The sequence below is a fragment of the Martelella sp. NC20 genome (assembly GCF_013459645.1).
Taxonomy (GTDB): domain Bacteria; phylum Pseudomonadota; class Alphaproteobacteria; order Rhizobiales; family Rhizobiaceae; genus Martelella.
In genome coordinates this window covers 260,997-283,702 of the sequence record NZ_CP054861.1, presented here as the reverse complement: position 1 = coordinate 283,702, position 22,706 = coordinate 260,997, and the positions used below count along the sequence as shown (strand labels likewise).

Annotated in this window: 21 protein-coding genes; 15 read left to right on the top strand and 6 right to left on the bottom strand. The window is 62.7% G+C overall.

The window, feature by feature from the left end; all coding sequences use genetic code 11:
• Window positions 1–18: 18 nt before the first annotated feature.
• Window positions 19–819 carry a BtpA/SgcQ family protein gene (locus HQ843_RS01360; RefSeq protein WP_180900172.1) on the bottom strand — a complete coding sequence of 267 codons (801 nt, stop codon included), beginning with the start codon at window positions 817–819 and terminating at the stop codon, window positions 19–21.
• Window positions 820–872: 53 nt separating this feature from the next.
• Window positions 873–1,718 carry a DeoR/GlpR family DNA-binding transcription regulator gene (locus HQ843_RS01355; protein WP_180900173.1) on the bottom strand — a complete coding sequence of 282 codons (846 nt, stop codon included), beginning with the start codon at window positions 1,716–1,718 and terminating at the stop codon, window positions 873–875.
• Window positions 1,719–1,895: 177 nt separating this feature from the next.
• Between HQ843_RS01355 and HQ843_RS01350 the strand changes: the two genes are divergently transcribed.
• Complete coding sequence (locus HQ843_RS01350) at window positions 1,896–2,675, top strand: SDR family NAD(P)-dependent oxidoreductase (protein WP_180900174.1); 780 nt, start codon at window positions 1,896–1,898, stop codon at window positions 2,673–2,675.
• 53 nt (window positions 2,676–2,728) lie between these two features.
• On the top strand, window positions 2,729–3,892 hold the full coding sequence (locus tag HQ843_RS01345) for an ABC transporter ATP-binding protein (RefSeq protein ID WP_180900175.1): 1,164 nt from the start codon (window positions 2,729–2,731) through the stop codon (window positions 3,890–3,892).
• 58 nt (window positions 3,893–3,950) lie between these two features.
• Here the strand turns inward: HQ843_RS01345 and HQ843_RS01340 are convergent, their stop codons facing one another.
• From HQ843_RS01340 to HQ843_RS01330, 3 genes are all read right to left on the bottom strand, one after another.
• Window positions 3,951–4,769 (bottom strand): carbohydrate ABC transporter permease, encoded by an 819-nt coding sequence (locus tag HQ843_RS01340; protein ID WP_180900176.1) that lies wholly within the window; start codon window positions 4,767–4,769, stop codon window positions 3,951–3,953.
• A complete protein-coding gene (locus tag HQ843_RS01335; protein WP_180902000.1) occupies window positions 4,766–5,620 on the bottom strand; it encodes a carbohydrate ABC transporter permease in 855 nt (284 codons plus the stop codon). Before HQ843_RS01335 ends, HQ843_RS01340 begins: the two co-directional genes overlap by 4 nt.
• Before the next feature lie 174 nt (window positions 5,621–5,794).
• Window positions 5,795–7,075: an ABC transporter substrate-binding protein gene (locus tag HQ843_RS01330; RefSeq protein WP_180900177.1), complete on the bottom strand. Its 1,281-nt coding sequence runs from the start codon at window positions 7,073–7,075 to the stop codon at window positions 5,795–5,797.
• Window positions 7,076–7,282: 207 nt separating this feature from the next.
• Here HQ843_RS01330 and HQ843_RS01325 point away from each other — a divergent pair, with 207 nt between their 5' ends.
• The 10 genes from HQ843_RS01325 to HQ843_RS01280 all read left to right on the top strand — a co-directional run bounded on the left by HQ843_RS01325 (window position 7,283) and on the right by HQ843_RS01280 (window position 19,713).
• A complete protein-coding gene (locus tag HQ843_RS01325) occupies window positions 7,283–8,737 on the top strand; it encodes an FAD-dependent oxidoreductase (protein ID WP_180900178.1) in 1,455 nt (484 codons plus the stop codon).
• Between the two features lie 17 nt (window positions 8,738–8,754).
• The gene (locus HQ843_RS01320; protein ID WP_180900179.1) at window positions 8,755–9,786 is read left to right on the top strand and encodes a questin oxidase family protein; all 1,032 of its coding nucleotides are present in this window, start codon (window positions 8,755–8,757) and stop codon (window positions 9,784–9,786) included.
• Window positions 9,787–9,796: 10 nt separating this feature from the next.
• Entirely contained in the window at window positions 9,797–10,987 is a 1,191-nt protein-coding gene (locus tag HQ843_RS01315; protein ID WP_180900180.1) for an amidohydrolase, read from the top strand.
• A 4-nt stretch (window positions 10,988–10,991) separates the two neighbouring features.
• A complete protein-coding gene (locus HQ843_RS01310) occupies window positions 10,992–12,233 on the top strand; it encodes an amidohydrolase family protein (protein WP_180900181.1) in 1,242 nt (413 codons plus the stop codon).
• Window positions 12,234–12,315: 82 nt separating this feature from the next.
• Window positions 12,316–13,314 (top strand): LysR family transcriptional regulator, encoded by a 999-nt coding sequence (locus HQ843_RS01305; RefSeq protein WP_180900182.1) that lies wholly within the window; start codon window positions 12,316–12,318, stop codon window positions 13,312–13,314.
• Window positions 13,315–13,496: 182 nt separating this feature from the next.
• On the top strand, window positions 13,497–14,312 hold the full coding sequence (locus HQ843_RS01300) for a creatininase family protein (protein WP_180900183.1): 816 nt from the start codon (window positions 13,497–13,499) through the stop codon (window positions 14,310–14,312).
• Between the two features lie 4 nt (window positions 14,313–14,316).
• Window positions 14,317–15,933: a CocE/NonD family hydrolase gene (locus tag HQ843_RS01295; RefSeq protein WP_180900184.1), complete on the top strand. Its 1,617-nt coding sequence runs from the start codon at window positions 14,317–14,319 to the stop codon at window positions 15,931–15,933.
• On the top strand, window positions 15,923–16,948 hold the full coding sequence (locus tag HQ843_RS01290) for an ABC transporter ATP-binding protein (protein ID WP_180900185.1): 1,026 nt from the start codon (window positions 15,923–15,925) through the stop codon (window positions 16,946–16,948). Before HQ843_RS01295 ends, HQ843_RS01290 begins: the two co-directional genes overlap by 11 nt.
• Before the next feature lie 27 nt (window positions 16,949–16,975).
• Window positions 16,976–18,028, top strand: coding sequence for an ABC transporter substrate-binding protein (locus HQ843_RS01285; RefSeq protein ID WP_180900186.1), 1,053 nt, complete (start codon window positions 16,976–16,978; stop codon window positions 18,026–18,028).
• Window positions 18,025–19,713, top strand: a complete 1,689-nt coding sequence (locus HQ843_RS01280; protein WP_180900187.1) for an ABC transporter permease subunit — start codon at window positions 18,025–18,027, stop codon at window positions 19,711–19,713. The genes HQ843_RS01285 and HQ843_RS01280 overlap by 4 nt, the downstream gene beginning before the upstream one ends.
• An 8-nt stretch (window positions 19,714–19,721) precedes the next feature.
• Here the strand turns inward: HQ843_RS01280 and HQ843_RS01275 are convergent, their stop codons facing one another.
• A complete protein-coding gene (locus HQ843_RS01275; RefSeq protein ID WP_180900188.1) occupies window positions 19,722–20,624 on the bottom strand; it encodes a LysR family transcriptional regulator in 903 nt (300 codons plus the stop codon).
• Between the two features lie 255 nt (window positions 20,625–20,879).
• Here HQ843_RS01275 and HQ843_RS01270 point away from each other — a divergent pair, with 255 nt between their 5' ends.
• From HQ843_RS01270 to hpxZ, 3 genes are read left to right on the top strand one after another with little or no spacing between them, the layout of a single operon-like run.
• Entirely contained in the window at window positions 20,880–21,308 is a 429-nt protein-coding gene (locus tag HQ843_RS01270) for a cupin domain-containing protein (protein WP_180900189.1), read from the top strand.
• Window positions 21,308–22,093, top strand: coding sequence for a cysteine hydrolase family protein (locus tag HQ843_RS01265; protein ID WP_180900190.1), 786 nt, complete (start codon window positions 21,308–21,310; stop codon window positions 22,091–22,093). Before HQ843_RS01270 ends, HQ843_RS01265 begins: the two co-directional genes overlap by 1 nt.
• Window positions 22,090–22,500, top strand: coding sequence for an oxalurate catabolism protein HpxZ (hpxZ, locus tag HQ843_RS01260; protein ID WP_180900191.1), 411 nt, complete (start codon window positions 22,090–22,092; stop codon window positions 22,498–22,500). Before HQ843_RS01265 ends, hpxZ begins: the two co-directional genes overlap by 4 nt.
• Window positions 22,501–22,706: the final 206 nt, after the last annotated feature.

Genomic DNA, 22,706 nt, shown 5'->3' with positions numbered 1-22,706 from the left:
TTTTGTTTTGACCGAGGGTCAGCGCAATGTCGCGACCTTGTCCATGAAGCGGCTGACGCGGTCCTGGTCGACCGGGTTCCAGGTGTTGCCATCGACCTTGAAATGCGTGCCGATAATGCAGCCGTCGGCAACCGACATGACGTCGGTGACATTGTCGATATTGACGCCGGTATTGGCAAAAACCGGCACTTCCTCGATCGTCTCGCACACGGTTTTCAGGTCCGACTGGTCGGCGGGCTGGCCGGTAATCGGGCCGGAGACCAGAATGGCGTCTGCCATCGAGGAGAACACCGCGCTCCTGGCGCGCAGCGCGATCGGCCGCTGGTCGAGCGGATGAGCGAATTCGGCGTTGATGTTGAACAGCAGCTTCATGTCCTTTGCGCCGAGATTGGCGCGAAGCCGCGCGGGCGTGGCGCAGTCGGGCGCCCAGACCCCCATGTCGGAGGCGAAGACGCCGGTGAAGATCTCGCGCACGAAGCTTGCGCCGGTGACCGCGCCGATCGCCACACTTGCTTCCGGGTCCCAGAGGTAGTTGACGCCGAAGGGCACCTTGATTTCCGGCTTCAGCGCCTGCACCACGGCGGTCATTGCGGCAATGCCCTCGACGGGGGCCTTCTTCACATAGGGACGGTCGTTCTCGTTGCCGAACATGATCGCGTCGACGCCGCCGGCCTGCAGTTTCCCGATATCGGCAAGGACGTCCGCGATCAGCTTGTCGAGGCCGCCATCCTTGTCATATTGCGGGGAGCCGGGCAGCGCGCCGATATGGGCCATGGCGATCACCGCTTTTTTCCTGGCGCCAAAGAACTCGAAAACCATTGAAATACTCCATTTGGGAAAGCGGTCCGGCGGGCCGGGCCCGGAAATTGCGGTCAGGATGCCATTTTGCGCGCCGGGCTGGCGATGCGGATTTCGACCCTGGCGTCGGCAAGCGCCTTTGCGAGGTCGGCCGGCGGCTGGGCATCGGTGACCAGCACGTCGAACTGTTCAAGTTCGGCGACATGAACCAGCGACATGCAGGAAAATTTGGAGGCGTCGCACAAGACGACCTTCCGCGTCGAGCGGCTCAGGAACACGCGCTTCATCTCGGCGTCGTCGAAGGAATAGTCGTATATCCCCTGGGCGGTCAGCCCGGAAATGCCGATGAAGGCGATGTCGAACCAGAGCGTGGTGAAATCGGCGATTGCCGCCGGGCCGGAGATCGACATTTCGTCGCCGCGCATGCGCCCGCCCGGCAGATAGACCTCGGCCAGGCCCTCGCCGAGGAAAAAGGCGTTGCGGACGGAACTGGTGAAGATCTTGGTGTGCTGGCGGTCCTGCAGCCTTCTGGCCAAGAGCAGTGCCGTGGTGCCGACATCGAGCGCGATGGTGCGCGCGCCGGCGGAAAGCGCCTCGGCTTCGACGGCGATGGCCTGCTTGGCAAGGGCATTCTTGACGGCTCTGAGCTGGAACGACGGTTCGCCGGGAAGGGCTGTCGGGGCAAAGGCAGCGGTCTGTTCGGAGCGCACGGCGCCGCCATGGGTGCGGGCAAGCTTGCCCTCCTTTTCCAGTTCGGCAAGATCGCGGCGGACCGTCATTTCGGAAACGCCGAGCTGCCCGGCAACGTCGGAGACCGAAAGCGCGCCGAATTCGGCCAGAACATCAAGGATGCGCGAATGACGCACCTGCGCGAGAACCTTGGTCTTTTCTCCGGTCTTTTCTTCCTGGCCACCCTGCAAGACGGATCCTTTCGGCACGATTGAGATTTCGATCAGGCGCAGCGTATTCCGCCGCGGGCCGATCAAGACTGAACGTCATGATTAGCAGCAGGTTCGAACAAATTCAAACATTATTTTCTCTTGTTGTGTATGTTTTTGTTGATATATGATCGAACGAACCAATAAGGGGAACGAAAAATGACACACCCGATCTTTCCGGAGTTTGAAGGCCGCAAGGCCGTCGTCACGGGCGGCGCCACCGGTATCGGGCGCGCCATCGTCGAGGTGCTCAGACGCCAGAAGGTCGATGTCGCGCTGTGCGATATCAACCCCGAAACGGCGGCAAAGACGGCGGCCGAGACCGGTTCCGTTGCAATTGCGATCGACGTGCGCAAGCGGGCTTCCGTGGAAAAGGCGTTTGCCGAGGCGGAAGAAAAGCTTGGCGGCTTCGACATGCTGTTTGCCAATGCCGGCGTTTCCACCATGCAGCACGCGCTGGAGCTGACGGACGAGGAATGGGACTTCAATTTCGACGTCAATACGCGCGGCATCTTCCTGAGCAACCAGATTGCCGGCCGGCGTTTCAAGGCCAATGGCAAGGGCGTGATCGTCAACACCGCCTCGCTTGCCGCCAAGGTCGGCGCGCCGCTTCTCGCGCATTATTCGGCGAGCAAATTCGCCGTGCTCGGCTGGACCCAGGCGCTGGCGCGCGAGCTTGCCGGTGACGGCATCCGCGTCAACGCGATCTGCCCGGGCTTCGTCAGGACTTCGATGCAGGAGCGCGAGGTAGCCTGGGAAGCCAGTCTGCGCGGCATGATGCCGGAAGAGGTGATTGCGGATTACGTCTCGCAAACCCCGCTCGGCCGGATCGAGACGCCGGAAGACGTAGCCGATGTGGCGATCTTCCTTGCCAGCAACGCCGCCCGCTTCATGACCGGGCAGGGCGTGAACGTGACCGGCGGCGTTTACATGACGTGAAGCCCGCCTTGCGGCAGGCAATGAACTGACGAGGCAAAACCGGGAAGCGCAAAATGGCGGACATTATTTTCGACGGTATCGGCAAGCGCTATCCGGACGGGTATGCGGCGATCGCCAATCTCGATCTCCATATCAGAGACGGCGAGTTTCTGGTGCTTGTCGGCCCGTCGGGCTGCGGCAAGTCGACCGCGCTGCGCATGATTGCGGGCCTTGAGGACATTACCGACGGGCGGCTGATCATCGACGGCGTCATCGCCAACAACCTTGCCCCGCGCGACCGCGACATCGCCATGGTGTTCCAGTCCTATGCGCTCTATCCGCATCTCAATGTCGAGGACAATATCGGCTTCGGTCTCAGGGTTCGCGGCGCGGAAAAGCAGGCGTTGGCGAAAAAGGTGCGCGAGACCGCCGAGCTTCTGGAGCTTTCCGAGCATCTGAAGCGCAAGCCCGGTCAGCTTTCCGGCGGTCAGCGGCAGCGTGTCGCCATGGGCCGGGCGCTGGTGCGCAATCCCAAGGCCTTCCTGATGGACGAGCCGCTCTCAAACCTCGATGCCCGGCTGCGCGGGCAGATGCGCACCGAGATCGCGCGGCTGCAGAAACTCACCGGCGTCACCACCGTTTATGTCACCCATGACCAGGTGGAAGCGATGACCATGGGAGACCGCGTCGCCGTCATGCGCCATGGCGTTCTCCAGCAGCTCGATACGCCGCGCGCGCTTTATGACGCGCCCGCCAATCTGTTCGTTGCAGGCTTTATCGGCGCGCCGTCGATGAATTTCATGGCGGCCGACCTTGCCGCCGCCGATGGCGGGATCATTGCCCGCGTCGGGCCGTTCGATTTTCTGTTTGCCGCCGGTGATCTGGCCGCGCGGCCGGGCCTCAACCGCTCGATCGGCGACCGCGTGATCCTCGGCATTCGTCCGGAAATGTTCACGCCGGTCGAACATCCCGACAGCGCGGTCAACACCGTGACCGGCGAGGTCGTTTTCGTCGAGGATCTGGGCTCCACGCTGCTGGCGCATATCGACATCGGCTCTGCCGATGGCAGCCTGCGCGAGATCGGCCATGACGGCGAGGGTGCGCTGTCGGCGCCGCGCCTGCGCGTCGTTCTGGATGGCCGGATGCGGATCAGGGCCGGCGAGACCATCACGCTCGCCGTCGATGGCGGAAACATCCACGCCTTCAACGCGCAGACGGAAGGCGCGATCCGGGACTGAACGGGTAGGGAGACCTCGGGCTGCTTTTCGCAAGCCGGCCAGCCTTCGGAAGCGTCGTTCAGTGAATCCCCTTGGTCAGCCCCTGCACGAAATAGCGGTTCAGAAACAGGATCACGATCACGATCGGGATGGTTGAGAAATGCGCCAGCGCGCCGAGCGTCCCCCAGGTGATGTCCTTGGTGCCATAGGCCGACAGCAGTGCCACGGAGAGCGGTTTCGAGTCCAGCCGGGTCAGGAACATCGGGTAGAGGAAATCGTTCCAGGAAAACATCAGGCAGAACAGCACACAGGCGATGATCCCGGCCATCACGGCGGGCAGCGCCACCTTGAAGAAAGCGCCGAACTGGGTGCAGCCATCCGTCAGCGCCGCCTCCTCAAGCTCCGGCGGCAGGCCGCGAAAGTAGGAAAACATCAGCCAGGTGACGAAGGCCGAGTTCAGCATCGAGTTGATCAGCACGACAGACATCCAGCTTCCCAGAAGCCCGATATCGCGCATCATCAGATAGAACGGAATGAGGGCCGCGACCGAGGGGATCATCCGGATCGCCATCAGGAAATAGGCAATGCCCATGGCATAGCGGCTTTTGGAACGGGCCAGCGCATAGCCCGCCGGAACGCCGAGCGCCAGCGACAGGATGACGGAGCCGGTGGCGATCAGAACGCTGGAGCGCAGCAGGCTCCAGACATCGAACAACCGGAAGATCGTGCGGAACTGGTCGAGCGTGGGCGAGAACGCGAATGTCGGCGGAATCGAGAAGATTGCGCTTGAAGGCTTGTAGGCGGTGGTTGCCAGCCACAGGAAGGGCGCCAGGAAAAACACCAGCATGACGAGAAGAAAGGCGCGGCGGCCTGCGTGAGCCCAGTAGCTTGCACTCATTTCCCGTTGGCCTTCCTGTCGGCATGGCGGATCAGCAGCACGAAGCCCGCGGCGATCAGGGCAATGATCAGCAGGGTGAGGTTTGCGATTGCCGAAGCCCGGCCGATATTGAAGAATTCGAGCCCCTGTTTGACCGCATGCAGCATCAGCGTGTTGGTGGCATTGCCCGGCCCGCCGCCGGTTGCCACATAAACCGTATCGAACACCCGGAAGGCATCGACGGTACGCAGGATCAGCGCCAGCAGAACGGCCGGCAGCATCAGCGGGATCACGATGATCCTGAGTTTCTGAAGGCCGGTTGCGCCATCAACGGAAGCGGCTTCGAGGATGTCGGACGGCAGCGCCTTCAGCCCCGCCAGCAGGATCAGCGCCACCAGCGGCGTCCACTCCCAGACGTCTATGAAAATCAGTGTGGCAAGGGCTGCGTTCTGGTCGGCCAGCAGGCCGCGCGGATCGGTCAGCCCCCATTGGGCGAGGAAATAGCCGATCATGCCGTAGTCTGCGGCCAGCAGCCCCTTGAAGATCAGGCCGACGACCAGCGGCGTGATGGTCACCGGGATCAGGATCAGCGCCAGCGCCAGCCGGTTGAACCGGTCGTCGCGCCACAGCGCCAAGGCCAGCGCAAAGCCGAGCAGAAGTTCGAAAAAGACCGCGCCGACGGTGAAGATCGCGGTGTTGATCAGGGCCTGCCGGCTGACCGGATCGGTGACGATCTCGATATAATTGTCGAGGCCGGCGAATTTGGTCCGCTGCGGGCGGATCAGATTGTAGTCGTAAAGACTGTACCAGATGCCCTGCGCCAGCGGCCAGATGCCGACAACCAGCACATAGGCGACGACCGGCACGGCCATGGCCGCGAGAAACACCTTTCGCTTTGTGGCAAAGGGCAATCCTCTGGGTTCGATCAGCCGGGCGGGCAGATGATCTGCGATCGCATTCACGCGCGCATCCTCGATTTCAGGAAACATGCAACAGCCGGACCGCGCGGCATCAAAACGCGCGGTCCGCAGATTTCAGCGCAGGTCTCAGAACAGCTCTTCGGCCTGTGCCTGTGCGGTATCCAGCGCTTCCTTCGGATCGGCATCGCCGACCAGCACGGAATTGACCGCCGTGCCCAGGAAATCCTGGATCTGCGGATATTCCGGAATGCGCGGACGGTAATCATAATTGCCGTTCTCGAAGGTTTCGGCAAGCACCGGCAGGAACGGGAACTTCGCCAGAAGGTCCGGGTCGGTCATCTCGCTCTTGCGCAGGAAGCTGCCGGCGCCCATCAGGTTGAATTCCTTGTGGATTTCAGGGCTGTTCAGCCATTTGATGAAGGCCCAGGCGGCTTCCTGTTGTTCCGGCGAGACATCGGCATTGATCGCCATGCCCCAGCCGCCGATGCCGTAGCTCGGCTCCATGCCGGCCGAATGCGGCGCGGTGGTGATGGCGACATCGTCAACCACCTTGGAAATCTCCGGGTTGTAATAGCCCGGCGCGCCGACCGACCAGGTCTGCATCAGCGCTGCAACGCCCTGGCGGAAGCTTTCCTCGCGGCCGCCCCAGTCATAGCCGGCAGCGCCGGGCGGGGCCGAATTGCGGAACAGGTCGCGATAGACTTTCAGGCTTTCGACATTGGCGTCGGAATTGAGCGTCGGCATGCCGTCCGCGCCCATGATCGCGCCGCCCATTTCGCTGTTATACTGCATCCAGTCCTGGGCGCTGGCGGGGCCTTTCTGGCCGTTGGCGACGAAGCCGTAGAGGCCGGCGTCGGGGACGGTCAGTTTTTCGGCGGCGGTGACGAACTCTTCTATCGTCGTCGGCGCAGCAAGGCCGGCCTCGTCAAGGCGGGTCTTGTTATAGGCCAGAACATTGGCGTAGCCGGCAAACGGGAAGGCGACCTGCCGGCCTTCATAATTGCCGAGGCCCATCATCAGCTTGGGGTAGATGTCATCGACGTCGATTTCGTCGGCATCGCGTTCGATCAGCTCGGAAAGCTCGACCGAATAGCCGTTCTCGGCATATTCCCCGGCCCAGACGATGTCCATGGTGACGATGTCATAGCCTTCGGTGTCGCCGATGTAATCGGCAGTGGTCTTGGTCAGAAGCGAGCCGTAGTCGAGGATGTCGACCTTGACGGTTGCGCCTGTTTCCGCCTCGAATTTCGGCGCCAGTTCGGCGATCACCGGTGCGAACTGGTCGTTCTGCGAGGCGATGGTAAGCGTGATGCCGGAAAAAGGCTTGTCCTGCGCAAGGGCCGTTGAGCCCATCAGGCAGGCCAGCAGCCCGGCTGTCGCATATCTTGCGGCGTTAGCGTTGTTCATTCCGTTCCCCTTTATATCATGCATCTGTTGTTCTCATAAATGTCATGATCGATAACCACTATACATCAAACAAAAACGCACTCAAGCGCACTTGACAAAAAAACAATTCAAGTAAAAAATCACAAAAAAGAACATAATCGCCCAAATTTCAGACAAAAGAGACCGTTTTTGCCTGAAATTTGAGCAAACGCCTGATCGGGAACCAGAATGCAGCGCCTCACCAACCACCAGAAGTCGTTTTCCGACGGTGTCGAGCATCGACTCGAACAACTTGCCGCGCGTGCGGACTGGGAAATGGCGTGTATCGAGGCCGAAGCGCCGGTTTGGCTGAAAAAGCCGGAGGCTGATGCGCATTACAATGTCGTCATCGTTGGCGGCGGGCTGAACGGGCTATCCGCCGCGTTCGCGCTCAGACGGCGCGGGATCGAAGGCGTCCTCGTCATCGATCAGGCCGAGGCCGGGTGCGAGGGGCCGTGGATCACATCGGCGCGGATGAAAACGCTGCGTTCGCCGAAAACGCTGGCCGGTCCCGATTTCGGCATTCCGAGCCTCAGCCCGCGCGCCTGGTATGAAGCGGTCCATGGCGAGGAGACCTTTGCGGGGCTGGAGAAGATCGGTCGCGAGGACTGGATGCGCTACATGCTCTGGTTCCGCAAGGCGAGCGGCGTCACGGTTTATAACCGGACGCGGCTGGAGGCTGTCGCCGAGGCAGAAAGCGGCGTCCGGCTGACGATCTCCGGCGCAGCCCCCGTGCCCCGCGAAATCACCACCCGCCGGCTGATCATGGCGAACGGCATGGATGGCTGCGGCGGGCCCTATGTGCCGGACAATGTCCAAGCCCTTGCCAAAGCGTTCTGGACCCACAGCGCCGAGGCGGCCGATGACAGCCATCTCAAGGGCAAGGATGTCATCGTGCTCGGCTCGGCCACATCCAGTTTCGACTGGGCGGTGACCGCGCTGGAGGCAGGCGCGCGCCGCGTCACCATGGTGGCCCGCGCCAAAGGGCTGGCCTGTACCGAAGCGCTGGCCTGGACCAATTTTCCGGGCTATCTCGGCAGTTTCGCCGAACTGCCGGATGATGAAAAATGGCGTTTCTCGCGGCACTACTACGACCTGAAAGTGCCGCCGACGCAGGATCAGTATGACCGCGCAACATCCTGTGCCAATTTCGTCATGGAACTCGGCAGCGGGGTCGCATCGCTCGCCATCGAGGACGGCCGCATCCGCGCGGAGACCAAAAACGGCATAATCGCGGCCGATCATATTCTGCTTGGAACCGGCTACGGCGTCGATTTTTCGATGCGGCCGGAACTTGCCGGCCTTGTCGGGCGCTTTGCCCGCTGGCAGGATCGCTACGCCCCGCCCGATGGCGAGGATTGCCAAACGGTCTTGCAGGCGCCTTATCTTGGGCGCACATTCGAATTGACGCCGATGGACGCGGTGCGCGATCAGTGGGTTTCGCGCATCCACATGTTCAATGGCGGCGCCGTGCCGAGCCTCGGTCCGATCAGCAACGGCATTACCGGGGTCAAATACGGTATCGCCCGCATTGCCGACGGCATGACGCGGGCTTTCTTCCTGGAGGATGCCGCGCAGTTTCGGGAAGAGCTTGCGCACTACCGCGAACAGCATTTCAATCCGCGCGACAGGATCTCGGCCTGAGGGCCGGGGAGGACAATATGACCACACCGCTGACACTCGATGCCGTTCTGGCAAAGGCCCAGACACGCAGCGTCGAATTTCCCTATCTGCTCGCCAATCACGTGCCGATGGTGCTGATCGCGCTTGATCGCCTCGGCGCTTCGCCCGAACGGCTGGACGAATGGTACGAGACCTATCGCGATGCCCATGCCGTGCCGCCGATCCCGGAGCCGGTCGCGCCGGTCGATCCGGCAGACTGGCAGGACGCCCTCGGCGATCGTTCGCGCGAGGCGGATTATCGCGGCTTTTTCGTGGGCGAGGTGCAGCGGCTCGGCATCGACCGGGCGATCCGCGCCTACCTGCCGGCAACGACCCAGGGGATTTCGGCAAGCGCCACCCATCCGTTGATGCGGCTTGCCTATGGCGTGTTGAAGAATGACGCCCGCGAGGTTGGCCATGCGCTCGGCTACTGGGCGGCGACCTATCTGCCGCTGCCGGGTCCCGGCCGGTTTGAAGCCGATACCGATGATCCGGCGGATGTGCTGGCCGGCATCGTCGATATCGAAGGCATCCGGGACTATGAAACCGAGACCGACCTGCTCTGGCACAATATCCGCGCCGTTGGCGCGCTGCCGGGGTTCGCGCCGGTGATCGACCGTTTGCGGTTCGATGACAGCACGGTGCGGCGCATGACCGAGGTTTCGCTCGTCGCCTATGCCTTCACGCTTGATTTTTCCGCCCTTCACGCCGTCACCGGCATGCACTGGATGCGCCTTGTCACCGCTCATGTGGATGAGGACAGGGTCGAACCGCTCTATCGCGCCTTCTGGCAGGTGATCGCCGCCCTCGTGCCGAAGATCGGCTTTCCTGTGTTCCCGACGGCCGATGAGGTGGACGCCATGCGCGCCCGCGCCGCGCCGGAATGGCCGGAGATCAGGGCGGCGGCGATTGCCTCTTATGACGAGCATGATGTCAGCTTGACGTTCTCGGCCTTCGAGGAGCAGAAAGCCTGGGGCGGCGACCGGCTCTATCGCGTCGCCGCCGCCCGCCGCCTCCGCCTGATCGATTGAGGAAAGCTTCTTGTCTGAAAGTCTCGTGGTCGAGAATATCCGCAATACCGCAGGCGAAAGCGTGACGCTCCTGATCGAAGACGGGCGCGTGGCGGGTCTGGGCCCCGCCGCAAGCCTTGCCATCTCCGACAGCGCCGAACGGCTTGACGGCGCGGGGCGGATGATCCTGCCGGCCCTCGTCGACGGGCATATTCATCTCGACAAGACGTTTGTGGGCCTGCCCTTCATTCCGCATATCCCCGGTGAAACGGTTGCCAAGCGGATCGCGGCGGAGCGCGAATTGCGCCGCACGGTGTCGCTTCCGGTGACGGCGCGCGGCGGGGCGCTGATCGAAAGGATCGCGGCGCTGGGCACGGTCGCCGTCAGAAGCCATGTCGATATCGATACCGAGATCGGGCTCAAGGGGCTTGAGCAGGTGCTTTCGCTGAGAGAAAGCCACGGCCATCTGGTCGATATCGAGATCGTCGCCTTTCCGCAATCCGGCATCATGCGCGATCCCGGCACGGCGGAACTGCTGCATGAGGCGGTCGCCGGGGGCGCGGATCTTGTCGGCGGGCTGGACCCGGCCGGCATCGATGATGATATCAACGGTCACCTCGATGCGGTCTTTGCCGTTGCCGAGCGGCACAATGTCGGCGTCGATCTGCATCTGCATGATGGCGGGCCGCTTGGCGCGTTCGAGTTGCGCCAGATTGCCGGGCGCACGATTGCGCTTTCGCTTCAGGGTCGGGTTGCCGTCAGCCATGCCTTCTGCCTTGGCGAACTGGATGATGCAGATTTCGGAAAGACTGCGGAGCTTTTGGCGCGGGCCGAAGTCTCGATCATGACCAACGGGCCGGGGCCCGTGCCGATGCCGCCGGTCAAGCGGCTTCAGGCGGCGGGCGTGCGTGTGTTCTGCGGCTCCGACAATATCCGCGATGCCTGGTCGCCCTTCGGCAATGGCGATCTGATCGAGCGCGCCGGCATTGTCTGCGACCGGCAGGATTTCCGCGCCGATGACGATCTCGAGCGCGCCTTCGATCTGGTCACGCGCGTCTCCGGTGCGGTGCTCGGTCGTCCGGAGCCGCTTTCCATTGGCGCTACCGCCGATTTCATCCTGGTCGACTGCAGCAGTATCGCCGAGACGCTTGCCGAGCGTCCGCTGGCCCGAACCGTTTTCAAGGCCGGGCGCAGGATCGCCGAAGCCGGGCGTCTGGTGTAGAGCGATGGCCGGTATCGATTTTCTGATCCGCAATGCCCGTCTTGCCGGTGGCGGCGCTCCGGTCGATATCGCCTTTGCCGGAAGCCGCATCGCGGCGGTCGCAAGCGGCATCACCTGCGATGCGCCCGCCTTTGATGCCGGTGGGAAGCTCGCGACGACAGGGCTCATCGAAACCCACATTCATCTCGACAAGGCCGGGATTATCGGCCGTTGCGCGCTTTGCGAGGGAACGCTGTCGGAGGCTGTGCGCGAGACGGCCAGGGCCAAGGCGGCGTTTACCGAGGCGGATGTCTACGCCCGCGCCGCGAAAGTCGTCGAGCAGGCGATCGGCCACGGCACCACGCTGATGCGCACCTTTGTGGAGGTCGATCCGCGCGCGGGCTTCCGCTCGTTCGAGGCGATCAAGGCGATCCGGCGCGACTATGGCGATGCCATCGAGATCATCATCTGCGCCTTCGCGCAGGAGGGTCTGACGAATGACCCCGGCACCGAGGAAATGCTGGCCGAAGCGCTGGCAGACGGCGCCGATCAGGTCGGCGGCTGCCCCTATACCGATGCGGATCCGGCCGTTCACATCGCCAGGATTTTCGATCTTGGGGAGCGCTTTGGCGTGAATGTCGATTTCCATGTCGATTTCGACCTTCGCCCGGAAGGCTCCAATCTGGCTGCGATTATCGCCGAGACGCGGAAGCGTTCCTATCAGGGCCGTGTCTCAATCGGGCATGCGACCAAGCTTTCAGCGCTTGCCCCCGAGCCATTCGCGGCGGCGCTCACCGGGCTTGCCGAAAACGGCATCGCCCTGACGGTGCTTCCGGCGACCGATCTCTATCTGAACGGCCGGGAATTCAGCCATCTGGTGCCGCGCGGCGTGACGCCGGGCCACAGGCTGATTGCGGCAGGCGGCGTTGCGACGCTCTCGACCAATAATGTCCTCAACCCGTTCACGCCTTTCGGCGATGCCTCGCTGATGCGGATGGCCAATCTCTACGCCAACATCGCCCAGCTCGGCACGGTGGAGGCGCTTCAAACCGTCTACGACATGATGAGCGGCCAGGCCGAGCGCCTGCTGGGGCGGGAGCCTTCGGCGATTGCGGCGGGTGCGCCCGCCAATGTGGTGCTGTTCGATGCCGAAACGCCGGCGGAAGCCGTGGCGACCATCGCGCCGACGCTGTGCGGCTGGCGCAACGGTCGGAAAACATTCGAGCGGCCACGGCCACGGCTGTTCCGCGCACCCGAAGGCAATTGAGTTCTCGAAAGCCGCTGAGCGGCACGGGAATTGCATGGGAATACTTCGGGAGACCGTTTTGCGCTTGTGAAAGGCATTTTGCATGATCACGGATCAGAACGGCACGATTGATGTCCGATTTTTACGCACGACCTTCCTTCTGTTGAGCGAACAGAATGTCTCGCGCGTTGCCGGAAAGCTCGGCCAGAGCCAGCCTTCCGTCAGCGCCGTGCTGAAACGCGCGCGCCAGGTTTTCGACGACCCGCTGCTGGTCAGGAGCGGGCAAAGCATGGCCGTGACCGAACGCGGCGAGGCGGTGCGCGCCTCGCTTTGCCGCATCCTTGCCGAGCTCAGCGAAACCATCAGCCCGGAAGAGGTTTTCGATCCGGCCACCACGGCCTTTGCCATGCGGGTGTCGGCGATGAGCTGCTTCAACGGGTTCCTGATACCGCCGATTGCCGAGCGGCTGCGCAAGGAAGCGCCGATGGCCTCCATCGATTTCTTTGCGCCGGCCGAGAGCGATGACCTGACCGAGCAGCTCAGTTCCGGCGCTTCCGACCTGCTTGTCGCCAACTGGCCGTCGCCGCATGAAAGCCTGCGCTCCAGCACGATTTTCGATTGCGAGACCGCCTGCATCATGCGCGCCGACCATCCCTTTGCAAAAACCGGCGACATGTCGCTGGAGGACTATCTGGCCTGGCCGCATCTGTCGCTCGGTTCCGTCGTCCGTCCGGCCTTCAGTCCGATCGGCGGGCGGCTCAAGCAGCTTGGCGTCAATCGCCGGGTGGCGCTCTCCGTGCCCGAATACGCGCTGGTGCCGCCTGTGATTACCCGCACGGACCTGATCTTCACCACGGCGCGGCCTTATGCGGAATTTGTGGTGGATCGCTATCCGGATTACGGCCTGCGCGTTGTCGGCGCGCCGCGCGAGTTCGGCAATATGCGGCTTTATCTGCTCTGGCACGAGCGGGCGCACAAGAGCCCGGCAAACCGCTGGGTACGCAACCTTATCCGTGATGTTTCAAGGCGTTACGGGGCCGATCTGCAAGAGCGTCCGACGCCGGCCGGGATGGCGGGGCTTGCCAAACTCGCGGCGGTATAAGCTGAGGCCTATACCACTTATAAGCCGCAGCGGAATTGTTGAATGTCAAACGACATGACCATAATGTAGGCACAAGAAGTAATTGCATAAAACTTAGTCCGGTAAGCCAGCCGTGCCCGAAATCAGAGGTTTCGGGACGCAGGCGAAGCTTTGCCCGGACGACAGAAGGAAGGGTTTTGAACATGCCGCTGAAATCGCACTGGTGGTGGGATCACACGACCAAGGACTTTACCGACATGGACATGTCGGAATTCGTCGCGATCCTGCCGGTGGCAGCCGTCGAGCAGCATGGCCCGCATCTGCCGGTTCGCGTCGACAGTGCCATCAATGCCGGCATCATCGCCCGTGCCGTCGAGATCATGCCCGACGACATGAAGGCGCTGGTGCTGCCGATGCAGGCCGTCGGCAAGTCGGTCGAGCATCTGGAATATCCCGGCACGCTGACCTTGTCCTACGAGACGCTGGCCCGCGTCTGGTTCGAAATCGGCGAGAGCGTGGCGCGCGCCGGCTGCAGGAAGATCATCTTCGCCAACTCCCACGGCGGCCAGCCGCAGGTGATGGAAATCGTCTGCCGCGAACTCAGGATCAAATGCGGCATGTTCGCCGTCTCGTCGTGGGTGTCGGCGGGCGCGAGCCAGGCCGATCTCTACAGCGCGCACGAGTTGAAGCACGGCATCCACGGCGGCGAATCCGAGACCTCGACCATGCTGCATCTCCACCCCGAACTGGTCGATATGCAGTATGCCGACGATTTCCAGCCGATGTCGATTGAGATGGAGCGCGGCAATCAGGTGCTGACGGCCGAAGGCCGGATCGGCTTCGGCTGGCAGACCCAGGACCTTCACCCCTCCGGCGCCTGCGGCAATGCGGCCGCCGCCGATGCCGAGCGCGGCAAGACCTATGTCGAACGCTCTGCCGAAAGCCTGGTGGCGCTCGCGCAGGAGGTTCTTGCGTTCCCGATGGAACGGCTGACCCAGAAGACCATGTTCAAGGATTGAGCGCTTGCTGGCACGAACCCCGACATCTGCTGTTTCCCGGACCGTCGAGCGCCTCACCCTCTCAGATGGCGTGGCGCTGGCTGCGGATGTCTATCGTCCCGCCGGCGAGGGGCCGTGGCCCGTCCTCCTGATGCGCCAGCCCTATGGCAAGGCGATCGCCTCCACCGTCGTTCTCGCCCATCCGTCCTGGTATGCCCGCATGGGCTATGTCGTGGTGGTTCAGGATGTGCGCGGCATGGGTGCGTCGGAAGGCGATTTCGACTGTCTTCGTCAGGAGATCCGCGACGGCGCGGAAACGGTGGAATGGGCCAGAGGCCTTGACGGGTCGAACGGAAAAATCGGGCTTTATGGCTTCTCCTATCAGGCGATCACGCAGTATCTGGCGCTTGCCGGCGGCGCGAAGGTCGACGCCATGGCGCCGGCCATGGGCTCATTTTCGCCGGAGAAGGACTGGGTCTGTGAGGGCGGCGCGTTGCGTTATGCCGGCATGGTCGGCTGGGCCCTGCAGATGGCGTTGCTGAAAGCCGCCCATGACGGCGATTTGGAAACCCATGCGGCGCTTTCGGCATTGAGCGGCCTGGAGGAGACGGCCCGATTCCTCACACAACGCCCGGACCTGTCCCACCTGAAACGCTGGCTGGACAATGGCGGGAGCGAATGGGATCAGGTCTCTCCGGAACGGCTCCTGCGGGGCCGCGCGCTCGATATTGCGGTGCTGCACACCGGCGGATGGTATGATTTCATGCTCGAAGGCACGCTTGCCGCCGACCGGGCCTTTCGCAAGGCATCGCCTGCGACCGCGCATCTTGCCATCGGTCCCTGGACGCATATGCCGTGGAACGGGGCGAGCGGCGGATCGCGCATGCGCGAAGCCGAGACCTGGTCCGTCGATCGCGCCAATGTCGCCTTCTTCGATTTCTACCTGAAGCACAAGGGCAGTCCACCGCCGTCCCTCACCCTGTTCGATATCGGGGAGCGTCGCTGGAAGACGTTCGATCGCTGGCCCGAAACCCTGGAGAAAACGCTGGCGCTCGCCTCCGGCGGTCTTGCCGCGACGCTGGCAAACGACGGCAGGCTTGCCGGTGAGCCGGGTGATGTGGATGGCGAGGACGTTCTCGTCAGCGATCCCTTCCGCCCCGCGCCGCTTGTCGGCGGCCATGTCGGCGAACCGGCGGGCTTTGCCGATCGCGCGGCGGCGGATGACCGCTCCGATGTCGCCGTCTATACCACCGCCCCTCTGGCGCAGTCCTTCACCCTTTGCGGGCCCGTCAGGGCCGACATCACCGTCAACACGGAAGCACCGGTCTTCGATCTCGTTGCCACGCTTTCCCTGGTCACCCCCTCAGGAAGCGCAAATGTGATCCAGACCGGGATAACCCGGACAAGAAACACGGGCGCGCCGGTGAGCGTCGGTTTGCGCGCGGCCTTTGTCACAGTGCCGGCGGGCTTCAGCCTCCGCCTGTCGCTGCAGGCCGCGGCCTGGCCCGCCTTTTCTCTCCACGCACAGGACCCGGCGGATGCCGGCGTCATGGATGCAGCGCCGCTGACGCTTGCGATCCGTCACGACGCCAGCCGTCTTGTGCTTTCCGTTTTGAAAGAGGACACCGTCAATGGCGCCTAAGCCTTATCTCACCCTCGACAATGTTTCGGCGACCTATGGCGATACCACCGCCGTTTCCGGCCTGACCATCGAAGTCCCGAAGGGCGAGCTTCTGTCGCTTCTGGGGCCGTCGGGCTGCGGCAAGACCACGACGCTCAGGATGATCGCCGGTTTCGTCGAGCCATCCGGCGGCCGCATCATCCTCAATGACAAGGACATCAGCCGCAAGCCGGTGCACAAGCGCAATATCGGCGTCGTGTTCCAGTCCTACGCGCTGTTTCCGCATCTGACCGTGATCGACAATGTCGGCTTCGGGCTCAGAATGCGCAACGCCTCGCGCGCCGAATGGCGGGAACGGGCGGGCAAAACGCTCGAAACGGTCGGGCTTACCCCCTATGCCGATCGCTATCCCGCCCAGCTTTCCGGCGGTCAGCAGCAGCGCGTAGCACTTGCCCGCGCGCTGGTGATCGAGCCGGATGTGCTGCTGCTCGACGAGCCGCTTTCCAATCTCGATGCCAATCTCCGCGCCGATATGCGCAACGAGATCCGTTCGCTGCAGCAGCGTCTCGGCATCACCACCATCTTCGTCACCCACGACCAGTCGGAAGCGCTTTCGATGTCGGATCGCGTGGCGGTGATGAGCAAGGGCGTGATGAGCGAGATCGGCACGCCGCTTGCCCTTTGCGATGCACCCAAAAGCCCCTTCACCGCGACCTTCCTCGGCCACCGCACCGTCATTGACGGCAAGGTTGAAAACGGCGTGTTTTCAGCGCCCGGCATCACCTGTGAAGGCGCGCCGGAAAGGGCCACCAAGCTGGTTCTGCGCGCCTCGCGCCTGCGCCTCGGTGAAGGCAATTCTCCGCTTTCGGTTTCAGGCACGCTCGTCAATGCAGCCTATCTTGGCGAGACCTATGAAGCCGATATCCAGGCTGCCTGCGGCATGATCCGGCTTGTCGTTCCCTCCGACACGCCGCCGCCGCCGGTCGGCACTGCCTGCCGGGTCACCGCCGAACCCGGCGGGACCACCTTCATCTGAAAAACATAAAACAGGAGAACAGCTGACATGAATATCAAGAGACGTTCCTTCAACAAACTCATCCTGGGCGGCGCTGCCTCGCTTGCCGCCCCCTATTCCTTCGTTCGCGCGCAAACGGCCGATCCCAAACCCGGCGACGAGCTTGTCGTCGGCATCTGGGGCGGCACTCAGGAAAAGATCGTCAAGCAGTATATCGAGCCGGTTCTGGTCGACAAATACGGCTGCAAGATCTCCTATGTGCTCGGCGGTACCGTCGAGCGCCGCGCCCGCGCCTATGCCGAGCGCGGCCGCCCGAGCTTCGATGTGCTCTATCTCAACATCTTCGAGAGCCGCCAGGCCGTGAAGGATGGCGTGACCCAGCCGGCGACCGATGCCGTCGAAAACGCCCAGTACCTCTACCCGATCGCGAAGAAGGGCGGCTATGGCGTGGCCCTCAACCCCTGCACCATCGTCTACAACAAGACCAAGGCATCCGCGCCGATCACGTCCTGGAAGGATATGTGGAAGCCGGAATGGCAGGGCCGGATCGCCTGGCCGAACGGCCTTGGGGCCGAAGGCATTTCCGCGCTGATGATGTCGACGCTTTCCTGGTTCGGCGACCAGTCCAAGATGGCGCCGGAAGGCTTCGACAAGGTCAAGGAACTCAAACCCTTTGCCGCGATCCAGGGCAGCCAGGCGCAGCTTTTCGACATGTTCGATCAGGATATCGCCGATCTTTCGGTCGAGTTCGGCAGCTTCTGCGAAAAATACATCGAGGAACGCAATCCCGACTTCGCGCTTGCCAATCCTGAAGAGGGCAAGGCGCTCGCCATGAACGTTGCCTGCATCACCGAGGGTACGAAGAACCAGAAGCTTGCCGAAGAGTGGGTCAACCTGCATTTGTCGCCGGAAGTCATGCTGGCCTATGCCAGCGAGATCTACTACTCGCCGACGGTCGACAATGTCGAAATCCCGGCCGACCTTCAGAGCAAGCTGATCATGCCCGACCAGATCGACACCCTTGTCGACTTCGACTGGGATTACATCAATGCCAACCGCAACAAATGGCAGTCCATCTACGACCGGGAGATCGCCGGATGAGGAAATGGCTTGGACCGGCGCTTTCAGCGCCGGTCACCATCTGGCTCCTGATCGCTTTCGCCGCGCCGCTCATCGCGGTGATATTCCTGTCGCTGCATGAATATTCCGATCCGTTCGGACCGCTGATCCAGTCGCCGTCGCTCCAGCAGTTCATCGATATCGGCTCCGACAGTTTCTACTACCGGGTGGTGTTCGAGACGATCTGGCTTTCGCTCGCCGTGACCATTGTCTCCGCGCTGCTCGGCTATCCCGTGGCCTACTGGCTGGCGCGCATGCCGGGCAAATACCGCGCCTTTGCCTTTGCCATCGTCCTGATTCCGCTTTTGACCAATGTGGTCGTGCGCTCGCTCGGCATCATTCTCCTGCTGTCGCCGGAAGGGCTGATCAACATCGTCACCGGCTGGTTCGGCATTCCGCCGGTCAAGACCATGCTGTTCAATCATGGCGCGGTGATCGTCGCGCTCACCCAGGTCTACATGCCGTTCATGGTGCTGGCGCTTTACGACAATCTGCAGAACACATCGCCGCGCGTGCACGAGGCGGCGCAAAGCCTCGGGGCCTCGCCCGCAATCCGTTTTCTGACTGTCGATCTGCCGCTTTCGCTACCCGGGCTCAAAACCGGCACGATCGTGGTCTTCCTGCTGTCGTCGACCTCCTATGTTTCGGCCACCATGCTGGGCGGCAAGAAGGTCTGGACCACCGGCATGCTGGTGCTGCAGGAGGCCATGCACAACCTCAATACCTCGCTCGCCGCGGCGCTGGCGCTGGTGATGACGGCGACGGGATTGCTGTTTGCCGTGCTGGCCACCATCACGCTCAACCGGCTGATGACCTGGCGCTATGGCGGCAGGAGCCGTCCGGTTTCCCTGCCGCGCTTTATCGAGCCGGTTGTCAATCTTGCCGGTCCGGTTGTCTCCCGGCTGCTGTTTGCCGCCGCCATTGTCCTGCTGCTTCTGCCGCTCGGTCTCGTCTTCGTCCAGAGCTTCAACGATGTTGAACTGGCGACAGCCGCGGGTTTTCGAGGGTTCACGCTGCGCTGGTATCACGAGGTTTTCGTTTCGGGCTACTACACCGATTCCTTCGTCGTCTCGGTCAAGGTGGCGCTTGCGGCCCTTGCGGTCTCGCTGATCATCGCCGTGCCGGCTGCCTTTGCGCTTGCGCGCTTTCCCTTCCGTGGCCGCTCCGCGCTGCTCGCCTTCTGGCTGCTGCCGCTGACGCTTCCGCATGTGGCGCTTGGCGTCGGCATGCTGAAACTGCTGCAGATCTATGTGGCCGTGCCTGCCTTCATCGGCCTTGTCGCCATTCATGTCGTGGTGATCCTGCCGTTTGCGATCACGCTGCTGACCGCTTCGGTGATCGGCCTTGACGAGGCCCAGGAAGAGGCGGCCGCAAGCCTCGGCGCCAATGGCTGGAAGCGTTTCCTGCTGGTAATCGTGCCGGGGCTGATGCCGGGCCTGTTCGCCACCTCGATTGTCGGCTTCCTGCTGAGTTTCGACGAGGTGACGGTGACGAGCTTCCTGACCACGGCACGGCTGACGACACTGCCGGTGCGCCTCTATGCCGAGGCCTCGTTCGAACTGAGGCCGACGGCGCATGCGCTGTCATCGGTGCTGATCCTGCTGACGGTCGTGCTGCTCGCCATTGTCGGCCGCTTTGTCAGGCTGGACAGGCTTTATGCACGGTAGCCCCCATCTCAGTCGGCCATTTCCCGCATCACGACCCGGACATTTTCCACGAACACGCTGGCAATCGCGGAGATGTTGCGGCGGCCGCCGATCAGCATCAATTGCTGGGTGTCGGACTGGAACTCCCGGACCGGCACATAGACGAGGCGGCCCATGCGGCTTTCGAATGCAATGTCGAAGGGCGTCAGGAAGGTGAGGTAGCCTTCGCTCATCGCCAGATGCCGCATCATCTCGATCGAGTTGGCCTCGACCGCAAACGATATCTGCAGATTGGCGCGTGAAAACACCTGTTCGATATGGGGGCGGATCGCCGTTGTCGGATCGGCGCCGGCGACCGGATAGCCGATGCATTCCGAAAGGCGGACGCTGGTGGAGCGCGCCAGCGGATGGTCCGGCGCGACCGCGATCCCGAGCCGGCCGATGGCGATTTCCAGCACGCCGACATCGGCATCGGCCGGAAAATCGAAGCCGAGGCCCAGATCCGCCTCGCCGGCCCGCACCGCATTGCGGATATCGTCACCGGTGGTCATCAGCATCATGCGCGCGCTGACGCCGGGATTGGCGCGCTGGAACCGGCCGACGGCGCGCGGCAGAAGATTGGCGGCCAGCCCGCTCATCAGCGCGATCGTCACCACGCCGCGCCGCAGGCCCTTCAGATCCTCCATCATCGCTTCGGCGCGGTTCATGCCCTTCAGCGTCTCGCGCACATGGCCGATGAGGATTTCGCCGGCGGCCGTCAGCGTCAGCCGTCTTCGGCTGCGGTCGAACAACTGGGTGTCGAGGGCTTCCTCAAGGGCTGCGATCTGGCGCGAGATGGCGGAGGCCGAAACATTGAGCCGGTCGGCGGTCTTGCGCACAGATCCCGTGCGGGCAACCTCGTCGAGATAGTTGAGCAGACGGCCATGCAGCATAGGCTTTCCTCTTGTTGCCTTTTAGGCAACATTCTATGCGAAAATAAATGCTTTTAAAGCGACAAAAACTACCTCAACATGCTGTCAGTACTGAAGGCGCAAAAGGCCACCGCAGAGCAGTTCCCCCAGCGAAGCGGCGGCTTCAGTCTTCGGTTTCCGGCATGAGCGGCACTATAAGGTCTCCCACCACCTTGATAATGCTCCGCGCCGCTCATGCCGGCCCCTATTCGTGTTTTGTAGTTTCCAGAGGGTCCCATGCTCACCTACGCATTCGAACAGGTCGAAAAGGCCGAAGTCTTCAGGATCGCGCCGACCGACACCAATTATTTCGCGATCCTCTTCGATCCCGAGAAGGACGGGATCGACAACATCTTCGTTATCGAGATCTTCACCGTCGGCGGCGCGACGCCCCCGAACGAGCACAGCCACGCCCATGAATTCTTCTATGTGATCGAGGGCGAGGGCATCGCCGCGAGCGACGGCGAGGAAATGCCGATCAAGAAGGGCGATGCGCTGATGCTGCGGCCGGGCTCCGAACATGTCGTCAGGAACACCGGTTCCTCCAAGCTCTATACGCTGACGGTGATGACGCCGAACCAGGATTTTGCCGAGCTGATCCGTTCCGGCGAGCGCGTGTCGCTCGACGAGGAAGACCTGAAGGTGCTGGCGGGGAAGGCCGGCTGATGCAGCAAGACGCCGATGCCCTGCCGCTCGGCCCCTCGCGGCTGAACCGGTGGCAGGTCTCTGGAGGCCGGGTCGATATGATCCGCCCGCAGCCTGAGCCACGTCCGCTGTCGGTGAAAGACCGCGACCGCGAGATCGTGCTTGATCTCAACCGCACGGCGATCGTGATCGTCGACATGCAGAATGATTTCTGCCATCCCGAAGGCTGGCTTGCCGGCATCGGGGTGGATGTGACGCCCGCGCGCGCACCGATCGCGCCCTTGCAGCGCCTTCTGCCCGCGCTCCGTGAAGCCGAAGTGAAGGTCGTCTGGCTCAACTGGGGCAACCGCCCGGACAAGGCCAATCTGCCGCCCGCCACGCTGCATGTCTACAAGCCGACGGGTCGCGAAACCGGGATCGGCGATCCGCTGCCCAACGGCGCGAAAGTGCTGGAAAAGGATAGCTGGGCCGCCGCCGTCGTCGATGAGTTGGAGATCGCCGAAACCGATATCGCGGTCGACAAGTTCCGCATGTCCGGTTTTCAGGACACGGAACTCGACAGCATATTGCGCAATCTCGGCGTCACCACCGTCCTGTTTGCGGGAGTAAACGCCGACCAGTGCGTGCTGTGCACCCTGCAAGATGCCAGTTTCCTTGGCTATGACTGTCTGCTGGTGGAGGATTGCGCGGCGACCACATCGCCGCAATTCTGCATGGATGCGACCCTTTACAACACCCGCCAGAGCTTCGGTTTCGTGTGTTCCTCGGACGATATCGTCGCCGGCCTTTCCCGAGTTGAAGCATGACGCAAGACAAACAGGCCGCGGTTCAGCCGGTCAATCTCCCCGAGATCCTGGAAGAGGTCACGAAACTCTGCGATCTTTACGAAAAGGCGCTGATGGAAAACGACCTCGATACGCTGGATGCGCTGTTCTGGGAAAGCGAGCAGACGCTGCGCTACGGCGTCGGCGAGAACCTCTACGGCATTTCCGAAATCCGCGACTTCCGCAAGGGCCGGTCGGGCGGCTCGCCCCGACGCGATGTCATCCGCCGCCAGATCACCACCTTCGGCAGGGACTGCGCGGTCTGTGATCTCGAATTCCAGCGGCCGGGCGCCGCCGTTCGCGGCCGGCAAAGCCAGACCTGGATCCGCACGGCTTCCGGCTGGAAGGTCGCCGCCGCCCATGTGTCGCTGATGGGAAATTCCCATTGATGCCGGCTTCTGGGCCGTGGTCCGGCTCAGGCTGCTAACAAAATCCTTGCCAAGCTCATCCGTCATGCCGGGCTTGACCCGGCATCCAGGGCCGCTTGTGGTGAATTTCAGACAAAAGCCTTTGCGCGCAAGGACCTGGCGCTTGCTGGACCCCGGATCAAGTCCGGGGTGACGGCGGAGAGGGATGCGGCTCCGTGACCACTTAC